This is a genomic window from Algoriphagus antarcticus, from assembly GCF_002150685.1.
Lineage (GTDB): Bacteria > Bacteroidota > Bacteroidia > Cytophagales > Cyclobacteriaceae > Algoriphagus > Algoriphagus antarcticus.
The window spans coordinates 25,277-44,542 of sequence record NZ_MSSW01000059.1; the positions used below are offsets into that span (position 1 = coordinate 25,277).

Below are 19,266 nucleotides of genomic sequence, written 5' to 3' on the forward strand. Positions count from 1 at the left end.
GATTGCTTATTCAACTTCAAAATCCTGATACTTTCTTCCAAGTGTCCAAGCCTCTTTCAGCATCTCGAGGAATTGACCCATCTTATGAAGTGGGATCAAATTTGGCCCATCGCTTAGCGCTTTGGATGGATCAGGATGCGTCTCTATAAAAAACCCATCAATTCCAGTTGCTGCGGCTGCTCTTGCCAAGATAGGCGCAAATTCACGCTGCCCTCCACTACTTCCACCTTGTCCCCCTGGCTGCTGCACAGAATGCGTGATATCAAAAACCACAGGAGCAAACTGGCGCATAATCGGAAGTCCTCTCATATCCACCACCAAATTGTGGTAACCCAAAGAGAATCCTCTTTCCGTCAGACATACATTCTCATTACCTGTTGATCTCACTTTACTCACTGCATATTGCATATCCTCAGGCGCCATGAATTGACCACGCTTGATTTTGACAGCTTTTCCACTTTCGCCTGCGGCTAAAAGCAAATCTGTCTGCCGACAAAGAAATGCAGGAATCTGAAGTACATCCACCACTTCAGCCACATCTTTCACCTGATAGCTTTCATGGATATCTGTGACCAGAGGGACATTCAAAGCCTGACCAACCCGCTGCAAAACTTCCAGCGATTTGTCCATTCCTATACTTCGAAAAGAACCAGAAGAAGTTCGGTTTGCCTTATCGAAAGAAGCCTTGAATACATAAGAAAACCCGTGTTGCTCAGCCCATTCTTTGACTTTTGTTCCTATTTCCAGGCAAATATCATAGCTCTCAACGGCGCAGGGACCAGCGAATAATACAGGTTTATCTTCTCCCAAAACCACTGAATCAGTGATGTGCATGGGTTGGTTATTTCTTATCATTTTCCTTTTTCAATAAAGTATTGATTATTGGGACTAGTTGTCCTCTGGCGTGAAGAAGCAAATCTCCAACTTCTCTAAAAACACCCTTACCCCCGTCAAATCGGGATATATAGTGAGCAATAGGCTTCACATATTCCATGGCATCTTGGGCCACTACTGAAAGTCCGACTCGGGCTAAAATAGGAAGATCAATCAGATCGTCCCCGATATAGGCCACTTCGTCAGCTTGGAGTTCCAGAGTTTCTAAGACTTCGTCAAACTTTTTACCCTTGTTCTTGACACCATGGTAGTGAAAATCAAACTTGAGTTCCTCACAGCGATTTTGTACTACGTAGGATTCTCTACCAGTAATAGCTCCTACCATCAAGCCGTTTTTCCGAAGGTGATGGACGATTAAGCCATCCTTCACATCGAATTTTTTGAATTCCAACTTATTATCATCGTAGATAATACCGCCGTCGGTCATCACTCCATCTATATCAGTGATGACAAGTTTTATATTGGCTGCTCTTTCCCAAACCTCTTCAGATATATGAGAAAAGTAATCAGCTACTATTTTTTCTGTTTCCATTGAATTGAATAAAGATCGAGCCTTCTCTGCTCAAGGTTTCGTACACTTCCTGCTTTTCGCTGCTTGGTCAGAAGATCCAAATCCACATCGGCTACGATGATTGTTTCCTCATTTTCGGAGGCCATCGCCACTACTGCATCATGAGGAAAAGAGAAGTCTGAAGGAGAATAAATGGCAGCTTGGGAATACTGAATGTCCATGTTTTCCACTTTAGGCAAGTTCCCGACAGAACCTGTAATCGCTACGTAGCATTCGTTTTCGATTGCCCGGGATTTCGCGCAGGTATTGACCCTAAGAAAGGCATTTTTTGTATCGGTCCAAAATGGCACAAATAGAATATCCATTTCCTGCTCAGCAAGGATTCTTCCCAATTCTGGAAATTCCACATCGTAGCAGATCAAAATCCCGATTCTACCGGCATCAGTATCGAAGACATTAATACCATTTCCACCTTGCAAACCCCAATAGGAAGCCTCATCTGGTGTAATATGGAGCTTGTATTGTTTGTCCTGTGTACCATCTCTGCGGCAAAGGTAGCTCACATTTCGAAGCTTTTTCCCATCATATTCCGGCATGGAACCTGCGACAATATTCAAATTATAAGAAACCGCGAGGTCACTCATTCGGCTCACGATTTCATCCGTATAATCTGCCAGATTACGAATCGCTTCAGAAGCATCCATGTCGTTGAATTCGGCAAGAAGAGGTGCATTGAAGAATTCGGGAAGGAGACAGAAATCTGATTTGTAACCAGAAACTGTATCCACAAAAAACTCCACTTGCTGCATCAGATCATCCACATTGGCGAAGCGACGCATTTTCCACTGCACTAGTCCTAAGCGTACAATTGACTTCTTATTACCAATTAGCTTCTCGTCTTTTTCGTAGTAAATATTGATCCACTCAAGAAGTGTAGCGTAAGCTCTGGAATCTGTATCAGAAGGCAAATACTTGGTAATCACCTTTCTTACGTGGAATTCATTTGCCAACTGGAAAGATAAGACCGAATCGTATATCTCCTTATTTTTAACAAGGTCAATATATTTCCGCGGTGTCATTTCATCTGCGTAATTTTTGTAACCCGGAATTCTTCCTCCTGCAATAATTGATCGAAGGTTCAGATTTTCACAAATTTCCTTTCGCACATCATACAACCTTCTCCCAAGTCGCATACCACGATAATCGGTGTGCACAAATACATCTGTGCCGTAAAGCGTGTCGCCATCCGTGTCATGGGTGTCGAATTTGCCAAAGCCGGTGATCTGATCATAGGTATGATTATCACCAAACTTATTGTAATCGACTACCAAACTCATCGCAGCCGCTACCAGTTTCCCATTATCTTCTATACCAATCTGACCTTCCGGAAAAGCTTTCAATTGATTCTTAAACTCTTGTTTGGTCCAAGCACCACCTTGATTTTTATAAATCGAACTCATGATTTCCTGAATGTCCTCATAGTCCGAAAGCTTTACGTTTCTCAGCTTAAGCCGGTGCTCTAACTCTTCTTTTTGCTTGATCATGGTCCAAAATTAGCCAAAATCAATTACATATTCCCACTGACTCCTTCCTTACTAAAAGAAACAGAACAATCCATAAAATACCATGTTGTGACAGAATTATAGTACATTAAAATGCAATTCTAGATATTTTTGAATAGAAGAGATGAAAAAGCAAGCTCCAACTAAATGCAGCAGGAAATAAAAGAAGCCGCTCAAGAAAAAGCCCAAGGGTTTATAGAGTGGATACAAGAAATATTCAATTATAGCCTTGTGAGTTTGGGAGAATCCAAGCTTACCGTAGGCTTAATACTCACCTTGATCATTTCCTTCGTAATCCTATTCGTTATTACCGAATGGATACGTAGGTTACTCGTTCACAAGGTATTGACTCGATATAAAATCGACTCTGGCACCCGGTCCTCTATCGGTATGATAGTCAAGTATGTGCTGATTTTGGGAGGAGTATTTTCCATCTTACAAACCAACGGAGTTGACCTGAGTGCTTTTGGTATTCTAGCTGGAGCACTTGGTGTAGGTATTGGATTTGGTCTGCAAAACATTACCAACAACTTCATTTCGGGATTAATCATCCTATTTGAGCAGCCAATAAAAGTGGGTGATCGTATAGAAGTGGGTGACGTATCCGGGGATGTGATCAGAATTTCAGCCCGCTCCACCACCATCGTCACTAATGACAACATCACGATAATTGTTCCGAATAGTCAATTCATAGATAGTCCTGTTATCAATTGGTCGCACAATGACCGGAATATCCGGTTCAATTTTCCAGTGGGAGTGGCTTATAAAGAAGATCCTGAAAAGGTAAAAAGTATCCTAATTGAAGCGGCGAAGGAAAACGCAGGAGTGCTTAATACTCCTGCTCCAGATGTTCTTTTTGAAAGCTATGGCGACAACAGTATCAACTTCATTCTGCGTGTATGGTCTTCAGAATACATCAATCGCCCAAAAGTTCTAAAAAGTCAACTGTATTATGCGATCTTCAAAAAATTTGGAGAGCAAGGCATCGAGATCCCTTTCCCTCAGCGCGATCTTCATCTCAAATCCGGATTTGATAAGTTAGAAAATTAGCCTAATTTTCACCTGTGATTCAATTTCTTTTTGAAATCACAAGAAGGCCAGTTATGAAAAAAATTCTATTTATTATATTTTTTCTTTCCTCCTCACTGGCCTATTCCCAGAGTTTCTATCGCTTCCGTTTCGAGGAGCCTTGGTCGTTTTCAGCAAGTGCCGGTGCTTCCCAATATTACGGTGAATTGTATTCTTTCTGGAAGTATAGCGAAGGAGTACAGCCTGATTGGAATGCGAATATTGCCGCACACTATACCTTTGGCACCAACCTTAGAGCTAGGGTTGATTTCTCCTATATTAAAATGTCCGGTCAAGATCCTCCCTCTGACCCACGAGCAAATAGAGCTATTCGAAATCTCAATTTTAGAGCTCAAAACTGGGAAGCGACTGCAATGATTGAATATTATTTATTCCCAGTCAAAGTCCCTAACATCCATAGAAGCCTGTGGAATCCCTATATTTTTGCAGGACTAGGCATGTCTACCAACACCCCGAAAACTCAGCTCGACGGTGAATGGGTGGACCTACGACCGCTCCAGCTGGAAAACAATCCTTATGAGAAAAACATTGTGGTTTTCCCGATGGGATTGGGTTTGAAGTACAAGCTCAATGTGTACATGGATTTGACTTTGGAGGGAAACTATCGGTTTACGCTTACAGATTATATGGATGACATTTCTGCTTTTAATATCAGCGAATTTTACCTTGACCTTGTAGATGATTATGTCACGGGAAACAATCCTGATCGTTTGAGACTAGCAGTGCGGAATCCCGATTTTTTAGATGACAACGGATTTCCGGACGTGGACAAAATCCTAAAAAATGGTGGAAGGATACGTAGAGGATCTGGTCTTGAACATCGTTACGACGGCTATATGACTTTGAATTTGGGCGTTGAAATCTACCTTTCTCCAGACATTTGGGACAACTTCTTCTTCAGAAACAGAGTGAATGAGAAAGCTTTCCGATTCTGGTAATAGAAAAGAATTTAAAGTTTAAAATTTGAGAATTTAAAATTGTTGAATCTGCAACGATGCAAGTGATCTAGCATAACCTTTTGGACTCAAAAAGTTAGAAAGAGAAGCTTTTCAGAATTCCATTTTAGAGTATCTAATCTACAGAATACACCTAAGCTTAAAGCTCTAATTCCATCTTAATATCGCATCTGCAATATTTCCCTTCCTCAAGTTCTGCTTCTTTGAAACCTAACTTGCGATAAATCTTTAGCGCAGGAACTAGCTTGGAATGACTGTAGAGCACCACCTTTTTCCCTCCCATTTCTCGGGCTTTTTTCAAAATAGCATGGCCCAGTATCATTCCAACACCTTTTCCCTGAGCAGAAGATTTCACGCCCATTTTGATAAGCTCAAATTCATCATTCGAGATTTTATGAAGTCCTACTGTCCCGACTATTTCCTCTCCTAGTTTAGCATAAATGATTGCGCCACCGGGTATCATGATTGTATCTTCCGGACTATCAAACTGAGCTTGATCAAATGGTTCTATTGAAAAAAGATCCTCCACCCATGCTTGGTTGATTGATTTGAAAAAAGGACTCAATTCAGCTGAATAGGGCAATATCTCAATCTGATCCATCAGAACAACTTTTAGATAACAATTGCCAAAAGTAAAAAGAATCACTTAGCTTAGAAATACTAAAAACACACTTTATACTTATGATACTTAGAAAAATCACACTCGTAATCCCATTACTTTTTCTCGCATTTCTGGCAAATGCCCAAACTCCAGAGCAGAACCTAGAAAAACTTGGGCTAATTCTACCTGAAGTCGGAACCCCCATCGCGAATTATGTAAAATGGAAACAAGTGGGTAATCTATTGTATTTGTCTGGCTCTGGACCTGATGTTTTTGGTAAAGTCGGTGCTGACGTGAGCGTAGAAGAGGGCTATCAGGCAGCTCGGGAAACTGGCCTCGAAATTATCGCGGTATTGAAAATGGCCACTGACGGAGATTTAAGTAGAATCAAGCAATTTGTAAAAGTATTGGGAATGGTCAATTCCAATCCTGATTTCACCAAGCAGCCAGCCGTGATCAATGGCTTTTCAGATTTGATGGTAGAAGTCTTTGGAGAGAAAGGCAAACATGCCCGATCAGCCGTTGGCGTAGCGTCATTACCAAATAATATGACTGTAGAGATAGAGGTGATAGTGGAGTTGAGAGATTAATAGCCTGGTATAAGCCAAGCTTTCAACCACATCATTTTCCTCCTAAAAACGGGAAATTATAAAAATAATAAGGCCGAAAGTATAACAATCGGCCTTATCAAAAATAGTTTAACGGTATATAATCAAATCATTTGATTTCCTGAAAGTGAATACTTTCCGAAATCAATTATAACCAGGGTTCTGATCAGCATCACTTATCAAGTCATTGGCAATAATTTCACCAATTGGTATCGGCCAAGCCCAAGCCCTGTTACCGGCAGTAAGCGAGCAGGTCGTAAAGTTAGTTCCACAGTCAGATCTTACAAGATTTCTGGTTGTCCTCTTAACGTCAAAGAATCTATGGCCTTCTACAAATAATTCTTTTCTACGCTCCAACGCTATCGCATCAACTAATGCTTGTCCTGCAAGAACTGCAGGGACATAGCCAGTAATCCTAGCTGACCTAAGGGTATTCAAATCTCTCAAAGCATTAGCAGTATTTCCAGATATGTTTGTGTAAGCCTCAGCTCTAATAAGATACATTTCACTTACTCTTATTACTTTCCAGTTAACAATCCCATCTGACAAGCTTCCTTTACCGATAAATTTACTAACTATAGTTCTATTATTGTTAATTCTAAAATATGTGCTATACCTAATGTCATTTGCTTGATCATATTCGCCAAGTACTTCCGTAGAAGGTCTGAAAGATGATCTGTTTCCACTTGCGAAATAGACATTTGCAGCAGGTGTACCTTCACCGGAATTGAATGGAACACTCCAAATCAACTCGGCACTGCCAATATTTTCATCTCTCCAGATAGCCGGGAAATTTGCTCTTGACACCAAAGGGACCTGATTTATAACTATCGTAGCAGCCGCAATTGCTTGTTGGTTTTGACCAGAATATAAATACGCTCTGGCCAAAATTGCCTCCACAGTAATCGGATCAATATTAGCTCTTAAAGAGAAATTACTTGAAGAGTTTATAGTTTCATCTGTGTCAGAAAGCAATGTTTTTGCTTCATTCAAATCAGTAAAAATACCTTCCCAAGTCTCGGCAACAGTAGGTCTGGCAATATTATCTAGGTTGAACTCTGTCTTATAAGGAACTCCTAAAGTGGTCGAATTCAAAGCAAGATCATCTCCAAAGTACCTCAAAAGATCAAAATGAACATAGGCTCTGATGGCTAATGCTTGTCCTTTGATTCTATTATATTGACCTGGGTTTTCAGTAGCAAATTCATCAATTCCCCTTAAGGTAATGTTGGCTTGCGCAATGATTCTATATGCCGCAGTCCAAAGACCTTCAATTGCATCGTTATCAGCCGCATAATCAAAATTTACCAGTTGGTTAAAATTTGCCAGAGACTCTCCTGTCTCGGTAAGGTTATCAGACATCATGTCTGGTAAAGTTGAAAATGCTCCCGCTGGTCCCGATGCATTTCCATAATATGCACTAGATCTAAACTGTGCATACGTTCCGGTCAACGAAAACTCATAATCGTCTAGACTATTGAATCGTTGACTTCCATCTAGCACAAATTCGGGCTCTATGTCAATAACACTGTCACAACCTGCAAACATCGAAGCTAATGCAACAGTAAGTCCTAATACTATATATTTCAATTTCATAAATTCAGTTTATTTAAAACCCAACATTAACACCGATTGTAACTGTTCTCAGAGCGGGATATTGTGACCCGATCAGGTTGCCAGAAAGTTCTGGATCAAACCCTCTAAAGTCCGTGAATGTCAATAGGTTTTGACCTTGAACAAACATTCTTAGGGAAGCGATTTTCAACGACTCAGTTACATTTGCGGGTAGAGAGTAAGACAAGTTTACATTTCGCATCCTGATGAAATCTCCAGACTCAACGAATCTACTTGTTCCAGAGAAAAATGGATTGTCTGCAGATGGAATATCTGTAATCTGTCCAGGTGTTCTCCATTCATTGATCACCACTTTTGATAGATTATCAAATAAATACGCCGGGTTTTCGATGTTGTTCCTGTCATTATTGTAAAGGTCATTTCCCGCTACATAACTGAACAATGCATCAAATCTAAAACCTTTAAAACTAAACGTAGTTCCAAAACCACCAAAAACAGGAGCATCTGTAGTACCCAATACAACCCTATCGGCAGGATTATATTCATTGGTAGTTTCTCCATCAGTATTTATATATAACGCGTCTCCATTCGAAGGATCTACTCCTGCATATCTTACCAAGTATAAACTATTTATTGGCTCTCCAACCCGAGTGATGAAATCACCATCTATAAATTCATCTTGATCACCTACAAGTGAAAGCACCTCATTTTGGTTATAGGTTATATTTGCGCTCAATTCCCATTTGAAATCTGGTCTGTCTATAATTGTCCCTATGAAAGACACCTCATATCCTCTGTTCCTCATGCTACCAATATTGGTGTTTTGAGAAGTAAAACCAGTAGTTCTAGAAAGTTGTCTGTTCAAGAATAAATCATCCGTAACATTATTGTAAAATTCAACAATACCGTTGATTCGGCCTTTTGCCAAAGCAAATTCCAATCCCACATTGAACATTCTTATCTTCTCCCATCGCAAGACTGGATTAGGAAGACCAACCAATCCTATTCCGCCAATTCCATTGTAAATCGATCGAGCAAATAATTCTCTGGAATCAAAATTCCCTATTCCTTCTTGGTTACCTACAGTACCATAACTCGCCTTCAATTTCATTTCACTGAAGAAATTACCTTTCAGGTTTTCCATAAATGCTTCATCACTGACAATCCAACTAGCTCCAATAGAACCGAAGGTCGCATACTTGTTATCAGCTCCAAATCGTGATGAACCATCTCTTCTAACACCCGCATTCAGGAAATACCTTCCCTTGTAACCATAGGTTCCATCTGCAAAATAGGAAATGAGTGCGTTTTGCCCTCCGTTACCCCTGACATTTGGTATGTAGCCGTTGAGCGGATTACCTGGTGTGATCCCAGCTTCATTTTGAAAGGGACCAACAAGTCCATAACCGGTAAATCCAAAACTTCTGAAATCATTTTCCAACACCTCATTGAAGAGTGATATGTTAAAATCATTATCTACATTGATTTGCTTGCTGTAAGTAATTGAAGTTGTTCCTGTATAACGAAAATTCCTATTGTAACCTCTATCCAAGCTACCGTTTCGACCTTGTGCTATAAACCCTCTATAAGTGGTTCTGTCCAAATATTGCTGTGTCTCATTTTGAGTAAAATCTGTACCCCAGTTGGTCCTAAATGACAATCCTTCCAAGAATGGGGCGTCATATTGAACAAAGCCAATTGCAACACCTTTAAGTTGATTCCTCAGTGTTTGGTTTTCCAATAGCTCTTGCAATGCATTAGGTTGACCAGAAACTAATTGTGTATAGCTTCCATCAGGCTGATAAGGAGATTCATATGGGTTTGACCATCTGATTGCATTTAATGGAGAACCAATAAAAGAATCACCTTCTAACGTGTTATTAAATTTGGAAAAACCACCTGACACATTCATTCCAAAAGTGAAATTACTGACCTTAGTTTCTACATTTATTCTTGCAGTGTATCTTTTCAATCCAGTATTAGGTACAGTTCCTGTTTGATCAAAAATGGATCCTGATAAAAAGAAGGTGGTATTTTCACTTCCTCCAGCTGCTGATATTTGGTGATTTTGAGTATAACCTGTCTGGAGTAAAACATCTTCCCAGTTTGTATCGATTTGTCTCAAATCGGCTAGTTCGCTATCAGACCATCCATATGGATCCCCATTTGCCAACTCATACTGGAGTTTTTCTTCAGTATTCATTACCTCTTCAGGGTGGGTTGGTGCTTGAGAAATCCCAAACTGGAAATCGTAATTCACTTTTGTTTCCCCACTTTTACCTCTTTTTGTGGTAATTACAATTACTCCATTTGCCCCTCTCGAACCATAAATAGATGTGGATGCTGCATCTTTCAAAATTGAGAATGATGCAAAATCATTAGGATTGAGCGTTGCGAAATCAGCCGCAGAAATCTGTATTCCATCCAGTATATACAAAGGATTATTAGACCCATTGATAGTGCCTTTACCTCTGATTGTCACGTTTGCTGCAGCTCCCGGCTGACCTGAATTAGCTTGAATTAGAACACCCGGTGCCCGACCTTGAAGTGCTTGATCGAACGATGCAATCGGAACATCTTTAATCTGTTCTCCTGAAACAACATTGATTGAACCGGATATTTCTCTTGCATTTTGAGTTTTATATCCCACTACTACTACTTCACCAAGAACATTATCGTCCAATTGCAAAGTAATATCGACAACTGTACTATTTCCAACTGCTATTTCTTGGGTCGTAAATCCGACGAAAGAAAAAACCAGTGTTTCATCAGAAGATGCTTGAATTGAAAACTGACCATCAACATCAGTAATCGCACCTCTCGATGTCCCTTTAACACGAACATTAACTCCAGGTAGTGGCAAATTATCATCAGCAGAAATAATTGTCCCTGTAACCTGTTGTTGTTGCGCCTGTACATTCCCATTTAATGCGAATGCAAAAAGCGTAATCACATAGAGTAAAGCTTTTTTCATTTATTTTTTTTTTGGTTAAAATTGTAAGATTTATTTAGACTATTTAAGACAATACTATTCAAAGCTCAGAATCTGATCACACCTTGAAAAGTATTTAGTCAAAATTTCATGTAAATGATAGTAACAAATATATAAACTATTTCTACTTTTATTTCATTTTAATCTATTAATAGTCATATATAGTATCTATTTGAACTACTGTTTAAAATTTTTCAAATTACTCACAGGTACCTGCGCTCATTAACTCTAATCCTTTGTCTCAGATAAACCAAAGAATTTGTTGGAGGTGAACGATTCATAACGCCATTTGCTTAAGATACAGGTCACTTTGTGGATGGAAGGCGCTTCGTTCTAGCCACTATTTTGAGATGAAACCAAGTGTCCGATTCCTCTTTCAGTCTTATGGTTACCATGCTATTAGCTTAGGAAGCTAATCTATAGTTTGATTCACGCTATTTGAGCAATTTAGGTTTAATTTATTGATGAGAAGGGTTATTGGCCTTATTAGAATCGACGATCGTCTGTTTTCAGAGTTCACTTGTCACCTGTTTTGCAAGCATATTGAATTAAAAGCTGAGGTTCGTATCTCGGAATCCGCCACTGAAGACTTAATGAACGAAGCAATCGGATGGCGAAAGTTCCTTTTGTAATGCGAAGGAACCAAAGTGGATTTTGATGAAAGCAATGGACACAATTACCAAGAGCGGAAGCAGACTTATTTAGCATACTCAGGTCAAAAGATCCGCATGGTCAGATGATCAATTGGATCTTCGCAGTTGAGTTTTTATTCGTTTTAGGCTACTTTGACAAGGTGTTAAACAATTTCAAACTATGAAAAGATGCTTCTATTTGTTTTTCGCTGCTATCGGTCTCCTTTTTTCATGTCAAAGTCAGACCAATACTGAAGAAACTGGTACTGATTCCACATCTGTTGCAGAATCTGGCGTTCAGCTCATCCCGATTCAGACTCCTAAGGGCGAATTTAGGGTTTGGACCAAAACTGTCGGCGCCAATCCGACGATGAAAGTGCTCCTGCTTCACGGTGGACCAGGCATGACACATGAGCAATACGGGATTTTCGAAGACTACTTCCCACAGGAAAATATTGAGTTTATTCTTTACGATCAATTGGGTTCATTTTATTCTGATCAACCGGAGGATTCTACGCTTTGGACAATTGATAGATTTGTGGATGAAGTGGAACAGGTTCGAGTGGCCTTGGATCTTGACAAAGATAATTTCTACCTCTATGGCCAATCTTGGGGCGGAATGCTTGCAATGGAATATGCCTTCAAGCATCAAGAAAATCTTAAGGGAATGGTAATTTCCAATATGATGGCAAGTCTGGATGACTATGAAAAATACGCCAAAGAGGTCTTAGGTCCGCAGATGCCCGAGGAGGTCTATAAAGAAGTGATGGAAATCGAGCGTAAGGGAGATTTCGAAAATCCTCGCTACATGCAACTGCTTGCTGAGCATCATTATCCATTTCATGTCTTGAGAAAGCCAATGAATGAATGGCCCGTGCTTGCTGTCAAAACTATGGAGCATGTGAATCCCAATGTCTATGTTTTCATGCAAGGACACAGTGAATTTGGGATTACGCCGGGAGCGAGTCTGAAAGGCTGGGACGTAAAAGCTGAATTGAAAAATATAGCTGTACCCACTTTGGTAATAGGTGCTACACATGACACAATGGACCCAGCGCACATGGAATGGATGTCGAAAGAACTCCCTAATGGAAGTTTTTTACTTTGCCCCAATGGTAGCCACTTAAGTCAATACGACGATCCCGAACACTTTTTCCCTGGCTTGATCAGGTTTATCAAGGAGGTGGACAGCGGTAAGTTTTAGAAGACTTCAGGTTTTACTTATTCTCAAAGGATTCTCAATTTCTTAGAGGCATTTGAAACGATAAATTTTCTCAAAACTTTTCAGGGAGTTGTTACAACTTTTAAATAGGCTCTGGTAAATATCTCCTGCAGCCCAGCTAAAAAACTCAATCCAAAGTCTTATTACTGGCTAGTTATTTAATCTTCACCCAAGCTGGGGCACATTAAATGCCGGTATGGCGGCTGACTAGTTCGCAGAACGTTAACAAATGATACCCGATAGAAAAAGAATTGGCAGGGTTTAGAAAAGGGCAAAACTCTATTTCAATGTAAGCTTCCCATTCTCAGACGTATCAATATCCAATTTCCCAATCTTCGTAGGAATAATCAGCTCTGCATAATTACCAACGATTCCTGTGATCTGATCCACCCCTCCAGATACTTCACACTGACCATTTGAAAGTCTTAACTCAAAATCATCTGCTGAAGAAAACTTAAGATCGAATTTTTTCAGAGAAGCTAAATGTAGGTAAGAGAACTTTGATTTTTTCGAAATAAGCAATTTACTGTTGGCAGAAATAATAGATAATGAGTCCTGTCTGAAGCCTTCTAAATCCACCTCCCAAGCATTAAAGACTATAAGTTTTTTTAAATTGTTCACTCTCAACGTGTAATTGCCGTTACTTGCCCGACGCAAATTTCTAATAAATAGCGTATCATTTCTCACACTATAATCTTGAATAGCTTCAACCTCCGGTGGCTTCATATCTGCTCCAGTTAGCTCATCGTAATCCAATTGATTAATATATCCAGGAGCAATCTTAAGGAATGCTGCTTGCTCGATTTTTACCACAGAAAAATCTCCTAGATTAATCTTGCTAGTGACGACTTTTCTAACGCCCGGTATATTATCATAATCAGCAAATTGATGGGAAATCAACAGCATAGCCGTGACACTCAGCCAAGCAAAAGTCAAAAAGGAAATGATGATTTTATTACTGGTTTTCATGGTCGTTGGATTGAATAGTTTGTATTAAAATCTGAAGATCGGATGAGTTGAGCTTGAGCACTTCTATTTGATGTAAAATCATGGGAAGTTCATCGTTTAAGAATGCCTGCTTCTGCATTTTGAGTAGCTTACTTTTTGCGTCAGCAGCTACGAAGAAACCGATGCCACGCTTATTTTCGATGATTCCCTCCTCCTCCATCAGGCTATAGCTTCGCATCACTGTATTCCTATTTACTTCCATATCCACCGCTAGTTCACGCACCGAAGGAATCTTCTCTCCGGCAACGATTTTCCCCTGAAGAATCTGGTCTGCTATCCAATCCCGGATCTGAAGAAAGATGTTTTTTGTTTCGTTAAAATCCATCTTACACCTCCCGTTCTTTGAGTTTGAAATAAGTCACTACAAAAGGCAAAAACACTGCGACCCAAATCAGAATTAGGCAATTCAATATAAATAGTGGTATTCCTTCAATGACCTCGGGATAATCGATTCGGATAGAATAATTACCCCCTAAGCCGAAAGCACTTGCATTCACAAGCCAACTCAATCCATAATAACTTCCAAAAAACAGTATCAGAATACATGCGACTGCTAAAGGCATTACAATAAAATTCCACTTGCCAAAAATAATCCCACCCATAAAAATTAGGGTAGGAATTGAAACAATTAATCCAAAAAGTATCCAGTAAACCAATTCCATAGTAAGATTAGGGAGCCAGTACAAATAGAGAACATTTACTTTTTCAATCTCAGGAAGTGAGAGCTTTTCCAATACCGACCGTTGAATAAAATAATACACATCCACCGAGAGATTTGCCCCCAGCCAAAAAACGATAGGGTAAATAATCAGTGGCAAAATCAAGCGAAGAAATAGCTGAACCAGATACTTTTCCAGCGTGCTTGCAGGTAGTGACAAGTACCGGATAGAAGTATTTTTCTCCCTGAGATCAATAAAACTCTGACTGATCCCAAACACACACAGAAAAACAAATCCTCCAAAAAAAACTGAATTGTAGTCCACAGACCTCCATGTATAACCTGAATATTGATTAAACCAAACGGTCAAAAACACTCCAAATGATATCATGAATATCCCAAATGAACCGAGCAGGTAAAACTTTCTGTCTATTGCCCACTCATAGCGTACTAGGTTTTTTAAACGGTGCGAACTGATTGAATTTGCGCTCATAGCATTTGGGGTATTTGAGATTGAAAAATTGAATTCGCATCAAGACTTTTACTTAGCACAGCATTGAAAAGCAACTCCAGACCGACAGGAGTTTGAGCTTCATTCTCTTTTCTTGATCTGATAATTTGATATCCTGTCCCGAATTTCTCCGAATGCAAAATGTGATCAGGAAGACTCGAAGATGTACTGAACAGCAAGCGATCTGACAGCTCCAACAGATCTGCATCCAGCTGGATTTTTCCATTATCTAAAATCGCCACCCGATCTATCAAATTCTCAACGTCAGCCACTAAATGTGTAGAAATGATCAAGGTCTGTTCATCGCTGAGATTACCGGCCACTACTTTTCGGAAGACACTTTTCGAAGGAATATCCAGCCCATTTGTAGGTTCATCGAAAAGCAAAAACTTGCAATTCGTACTCAAGCCAAAGGAAAGAAACACCTTCTTTCGCTCCCCAAGAGAAAGCTCTTTCAGCTTGAATTTCTTCTCCAAACCGAAATCAGTCAAAATCTGATCAAACTGACATGAATCAAAGTCTGGATAGAATGCACCCATTACTTTCTCATACATGGCTATACTCATATTTCCAGGATAAGCTACTTCATCGATAAGCAGGAAAATCTGCTCTAGAAATTCTGGCTTCCTGTCCTTTGGAATATGCGGGCCGAGAGCAATGGCGCCACTTTTAGGAAAAAGTAAACCCGAAAGTAAATGCAGCAAGGTGGACTTGCCAGCGCCATTCCTTCCAAGTAAGCCAACCACAGAACCTGCTGGCACAGACCACTGAAGTTCTTCGAAAAGTGGCTGCCTTTTCGGGTAAGAAAAATTTAAATCTTTGACTGAAACGATCATAGTGTTATACTGTCATAGTGTATTATGACACTAAAGTAAAAATTCAATTTAAAAAACCAACTATTTCTCCTAAAAAATTTCAGAAAAACGACGAAATAGGAGAAAGCATCATGTAATTCATCACCAGTTCTGCTCTCCGTGATGTCCTCAGTGCCATTGTGTTTGAAAAAATTGCTAAAAAAAAGGCTGAATGAAACATCCCGCCCTTCTTAATAAGTACTGAACAAACTACTTACAACCTAAACCTCAATCCAGCAGTCGCATATAATCCTCTTGACTTTCCAACATCTATTGTCTGAACATCCGACAAATCCGTAACCGACCACTCATAGGCCAACTCAACAAATAGGATAGAGAAATCAACTCCAGCTCCTGCAAAAACACCATAAGACGCAGATTTGAAATCATCCTTATCAAAACTATCACCTACACTTGTCAAGATAAATGCCGATGCTCCGCCAAAAGCTCTTAATGTAGCAGTGGTTTCACTATCCCCCAAAATATTCACACCTACTGCCACGGGAATTCTCAATCCATTGAAATCAGCTTTGAAATCATTTTGGGTTGCATTGTTTGGATCTGAATATTCAGAAGACTTTCCGACATAAAACAAACCCGGTTCAATATATACCTTATTACCAAAGGCCATGCTCGCTCCAATCTGCCAACCAGCCTTTGCACTTGCTTCTCCGGAATTGGTAGTAAAATCTGTAAAATTCAACCCCACACCAGGTTTCAACACTTGGGCTTGTGCATACATCCCTGCACCACAAACCATCATTAGAATCATTAAAAGCTTTCTCATGAGATATGTTTTTAGTATAAAATAAATCTAAATAAATTAATTAATACTTTAAACCATCTATCTAATAAAAATTTAAGTAAATAAGAATATTATACAAAAAATGCAATACCAACACCGTTTTCCTTACTAAAAACAAAATCTGCTTTTTTCATTTCGAACTTTAAAATAAATTCATGTTCAAAACAATCAAGCAGCATGAGTCAGAATTACGAGATCAGTCCAACTCCTATTCTTTTTGCTGGCAATCGACTTGCTTTTCGCACTTGGGATCCTTCCGACTTAGAGTCTTTTTCCCAAATGAATGCTGATGCAGAAACAATGCAATTCTTTCAGCATCCAATATCGAAAAAGAAATCCCAAGCACTAATGGATAGAATGAATAAACTATTCAGCGATCGTGGTCATTGTTATTTTGCGGTTGAGTTACTGGAAAACCGAGAATTCTTAGGCATGATTGGTTTAGGTATCAAATCATTCAAAGCAAGCTTCACTCCTTGTGTGGACGTAGGCTGGAGGATCAGAAAGAAGTTCTGGAACCAAGGCTATGCCACTGAAGGTGCTGGCAGATGTCTTGAATTTGCCAAAGAACTTAATATTAAAGAAGTCTATTCGCTCGCATCTTCAAAAAATCAGGCTTCAATAAGAGTGATGCAAAAAATCGGTATGGAATACGAATTTGACTTCGAGCATCCAGATCTTTTGGAACACCCTAAGTTACAACCATGCAGTTTGTATAAGATTTTGCTTTAAAGTCAACTTTTCCAAAGTTCTGTACTTTGGAAAAGTTTGTATTTCAAATGAAGCATAAACATATCCATAAGCCCATACTGAAGTTTTAGTAAAAAAGTCCAGCTTCTGAAGAAGCAGGAGAACAGGAGCTAAAAGACAAGGTTAAGGACTTCGACTTCACTCAGTCTGACGATACAAAAAATTGAATCAAGTAAGATTAATCAAACGTTGCGCCGCCGCGCCGTTGCGAGAATCTAAACTTATAAAACAAAAAAAGATGCCATCTCCATAAAGAGATGACATCTAAACCACTCAACCCCAACTAATGATCTTACTAGGCTAGGAAAAGAGAAGCAATTCCCAACACTTGTTCTTTATTAAGCGGCTCATCCCATGCTTCAGAAACTGCACCGGTAGCTATAGAAGTCAAATTAACGACGTTCACACCTAGATGGGTAACGTTTTCTTCACCTGTATAAATATCCTGTGTAGGAGCTGGAAGAGTTCCTCTTGATCCGTTTGTGATCCAACCTTTCACATCATCCTGACCTTTCTTAGTTCTTAATCTTCTTACCATAGAAGCATGTCTTGCCTCCACAGAGTGAATGGAAAGTGCTGCAGTCAAGATCACATCATTCTCCATTACATTACCTGCCTGACCTTTATAGGCTCTTACTCCTGTATCTTCAAATGCTTGAGATAAAGCCAGAAACGTAGGATAGTCAGAGAATGGCATAAAGTTGCCACCTGCGGTAAAGTCAAATTCCGGCTCAGCTACAGGCGTTCCCTTTAGCACATTCGAAATTACTTCAGATAAGAAATTCACGTGAGCCAATTCATGGTCTCTGATTTTGTTGAAAATCACTGCGTCTGCTCCAGCAATGACTCCTGACTCAATACCCATCTGGTAATATCTGTACTCCAAATGCTCCAAGGTTAAGGCGAAATTCAATACACCTATCAAACTTGCAGTATCTGCCTTTGCCACTCTGGGCAAAGCTGACAAAAGGCCTAATGGGACAGCAGCCATGGCCACTTTTTTACTCATATCTCCAAACTGGCGGAAAGCCTCTCTTCTGGAGAAAAACATATCTTTTTCTTCCGGACTATTAGTATCCGGGCACATTTTATCTAATAAATTCAATAAGTTCATGTATTCTATTGTTTAAGGTGGTGGATTATGATGGCAATTGACTGAAGTCAATCGGTGTGGTGACAAACGCGCTCGCTGCAGTCAATACCTGAGTAAAGGTCAACGTACGTTCTAGTCCATTTGCATCTATCAAGTCATCTCCTGCAAAATCAGCAGAACCTGGATTAATCAAATCTCTGATAGCGGCTGCATGTCTAGCTTCTACAGAAACAATTTTTCCTGCAACAACTAAGTAATCTACATTCTCGATAAATTTACCAGCTCCATTGTATGCTGCTACACCCAAATCTTCAAACGTTTTAGCTGCTGCCAATACAGAAGTTCTATTACTGAAATCAATCGCACTGAAATCAACTTCCAGATTAGCAATGGCAGCATCTCCTAGAGCCGCTTTGAAAAACTCTCTGTGAGCTCTTTCGTGCTTCTCCAAATCTCCCATTATGGTCTTTTCTTCAGCACTTGCATTTGCGAAATAACCACCTGTGATGACCGTTGCATAGAATGCCGCTTCCAATTGCTCCAAAGCATAAGCGTAATTCAAAATCCCTATATCACCAGAGCCTAACATTACACCCTCGCCCCCTGGCATTGGGTCCCTATCTTCAATATCCTTACAGCCTACCATTATTAATCCGGCAGCAGCTACCGAAAGAGAGCCCGTTCTAAGAAACTGTCTCCGGTTCGCATTTTTCACCAGTCCCTGAGGCTTAATTAATTCATTTTTCATCGTTCTGAGTTTTTAGGTAAATAATTTGGTTATGGTTTTCATAAATTATTGATACTAACAGTACCGTGCTTGAATCCTTAGGTACTATAAAAACAATTACGAAGCCTTTCTTACAACTGGATTTAGCAAACCCGAAAGTTTTTTGAGATAAATCAAAAATTCATTGGTATTTTGAACCTGAAGCTTCTTGTGTTTGA

The 19,266-nt window shown here is 39.7% G+C and carries 18 protein-coding genes; 5 read left to right on the plus strand and 13 right to left on the minus strand.

Going from position 1 to position 19,266, the window contains the following annotated elements; genetic code table 11:
• Positions 1-6: 6 nt before the first annotated feature.
• The 3 genes from kdsA to BVH04_RS18690 are packed head-to-tail and all read right to left on the minus strand — an operon-like array spanning position 7 to position 2,949.
• On the minus strand, positions 7-855 hold the full coding sequence (gene kdsA, locus BVH04_RS18680; protein ID WP_086542996.1) for a 3-deoxy-8-phosphooctulonate synthase: 849 nt from the start codon (positions 853-855) through the stop codon (positions 7-9).
• Entirely contained in the window at positions 842-1,426 is a 585-nt protein-coding gene (locus BVH04_RS18685; protein ID WP_086542997.1) for a KdsC family phosphatase, read from the minus strand. Before BVH04_RS18685 ends, kdsA begins: the two co-directional genes overlap by 14 nt.
• Positions 1,408-2,949 (minus strand): bifunctional GNAT family N-acetyltransferase/carbon-nitrogen hydrolase family protein, encoded by a 1,542-nt coding sequence (locus BVH04_RS18690; RefSeq protein ID WP_086542998.1) that lies wholly within the window; start codon positions 2,947-2,949, stop codon positions 1,408-1,410. The genes BVH04_RS18685 and BVH04_RS18690 overlap by 19 nt, the downstream gene beginning before the upstream one ends.
• Before the next feature lie 165 nt (positions 2,950-3,114).
• Between BVH04_RS18690 and BVH04_RS18695 the strand changes: the two genes are divergently transcribed.
• Positions 3,115-4,017: a mechanosensitive ion channel family protein gene (locus BVH04_RS18695; protein WP_086542999.1), complete on the plus strand. Its 903-nt coding sequence runs from the start codon at positions 3,115-3,117 to the stop codon at positions 4,015-4,017.
• Between the two features lie 53 nt (positions 4,018-4,070).
• Complete coding sequence (locus BVH04_RS18700) at positions 4,071-4,994, plus strand: DUF6089 family protein (protein ID WP_086543000.1); 924 nt, start codon at positions 4,071-4,073, stop codon at positions 4,992-4,994.
• Between the two features lie 157 nt (positions 4,995-5,151).
• On the opposite strand, the gene BVH04_RS18705 is transcribed toward BVH04_RS18700, so the two are convergent.
• On the minus strand, positions 5,152-5,613 hold the full coding sequence (locus tag BVH04_RS18705) for a GNAT family N-acetyltransferase (RefSeq protein WP_086543001.1): 462 nt from the start codon (positions 5,611-5,613) through the stop codon (positions 5,152-5,154).
• Positions 5,614-5,693: 80 nt separating this feature from the next.
• Between BVH04_RS18705 and BVH04_RS18710 the strand changes: the two genes are divergently transcribed.
• A complete protein-coding gene (locus tag BVH04_RS18710; protein WP_086543002.1) occupies positions 5,694-6,203 on the plus strand; it encodes a RidA family protein in 510 nt (169 codons plus the stop codon).
• A 162-nt stretch (positions 6,204-6,365) separates the two neighbouring features.
• Here BVH04_RS18710 and BVH04_RS18715 read toward each other — a convergent pair whose 3' ends face one another.
• Both BVH04_RS18715 and BVH04_RS18720 read right to left on the minus strand, forming a co-directional pair.
• Positions 6,366-7,817 (minus strand): RagB/SusD family nutrient uptake outer membrane protein, encoded by a 1,452-nt coding sequence (locus BVH04_RS18715; protein WP_086543003.1) that lies wholly within the window; start codon positions 7,815-7,817, stop codon positions 6,366-6,368.
• 13 nt (positions 7,818-7,830) lie between these two features.
• Positions 7,831-10,770 carry a SusC/RagA family TonB-linked outer membrane protein gene (locus BVH04_RS18720; RefSeq protein WP_086543004.1) on the minus strand — a complete coding sequence of 980 codons (2,940 nt, stop codon included), beginning with the start codon at positions 10,768-10,770 and terminating at the stop codon, positions 7,831-7,833.
• Between the two features lie 831 nt (positions 10,771-11,601).
• Between BVH04_RS18720 and BVH04_RS18725 the strand changes: the two genes are divergently transcribed.
• Positions 11,602-12,624: a proline iminopeptidase-family hydrolase gene (locus BVH04_RS18725; RefSeq protein WP_086543005.1), complete on the plus strand. Its 1,023-nt coding sequence runs from the start codon at positions 11,602-11,604 to the stop codon at positions 12,622-12,624.
• A 297-nt stretch (positions 12,625-12,921) separates the two neighbouring features.
• Here BVH04_RS18725 and BVH04_RS18730 read toward each other — a convergent pair whose 3' ends face one another.
• From BVH04_RS18730 to BVH04_RS18750, 5 genes are all read right to left on the minus strand, one after another.
• The gene (locus BVH04_RS18730; protein ID WP_086543006.1) at positions 12,922-13,611 is read right to left on the minus strand and encodes a hypothetical protein; all 690 of its coding nucleotides are present in this window, start codon (positions 13,609-13,611) and stop codon (positions 12,922-12,924) included.
• On the minus strand, positions 13,598-13,975 hold the full coding sequence (locus tag BVH04_RS18735; protein ID WP_086543007.1) for a GntR family transcriptional regulator: 378 nt from the start codon (positions 13,973-13,975) through the stop codon (positions 13,598-13,600). The genes BVH04_RS18730 and BVH04_RS18735 overlap by 14 nt, the downstream gene beginning before the upstream one ends.
• Before the next feature lies 1 nt (position 13,976).
• Positions 13,977-14,801, minus strand: a complete 825-nt coding sequence (locus tag BVH04_RS18740) for a hypothetical protein (protein ID WP_086543008.1) — start codon at positions 14,799-14,801, stop codon at positions 13,977-13,979.
• Complete coding sequence (locus tag BVH04_RS18745; RefSeq protein WP_086543009.1) at positions 14,798-15,655, minus strand: ATP-binding cassette domain-containing protein; 858 nt, start codon at positions 15,653-15,655, stop codon at positions 14,798-14,800. Before BVH04_RS18745 ends, BVH04_RS18740 begins: the two co-directional genes overlap by 4 nt.
• Positions 15,656-15,887: 232 nt before the next feature.
• Positions 15,888-16,460, minus strand: coding sequence for an outer membrane beta-barrel protein (locus BVH04_RS18750; RefSeq protein ID WP_086543010.1), 573 nt, complete (start codon positions 16,458-16,460; stop codon positions 15,888-15,890).
• Between the two features lie 195 nt (positions 16,461-16,655).
• On the opposite strand from BVH04_RS18750, the gene BVH04_RS18755 reads away from it, so the two are divergent.
• Entirely contained in the window at positions 16,656-17,210 is a 555-nt protein-coding gene (locus tag BVH04_RS18755) for a GNAT family N-acetyltransferase (protein WP_086543011.1), read from the plus strand.
• Positions 17,211-17,523: 313 nt separating this feature from the next.
• Here BVH04_RS18755 and BVH04_RS18760 read toward each other — a convergent pair whose 3' ends face one another.
• Positions 17,524-18,342, minus strand: a complete 819-nt coding sequence (locus tag BVH04_RS18760; RefSeq protein WP_086543012.1) for a ferritin-like domain-containing protein — start codon at positions 18,340-18,342, stop codon at positions 17,524-17,526.
• A 25-nt stretch (positions 18,343-18,367) separates the two neighbouring features.
• The gene (locus BVH04_RS18765; protein ID WP_086543013.1) at positions 18,368-19,069 is read right to left on the minus strand and encodes a ferritin-like domain-containing protein; all 702 of its coding nucleotides are present in this window, start codon (positions 19,067-19,069) and stop codon (positions 18,368-18,370) included.
• Positions 19,070-19,266 lie beyond the last annotated feature (197 nt).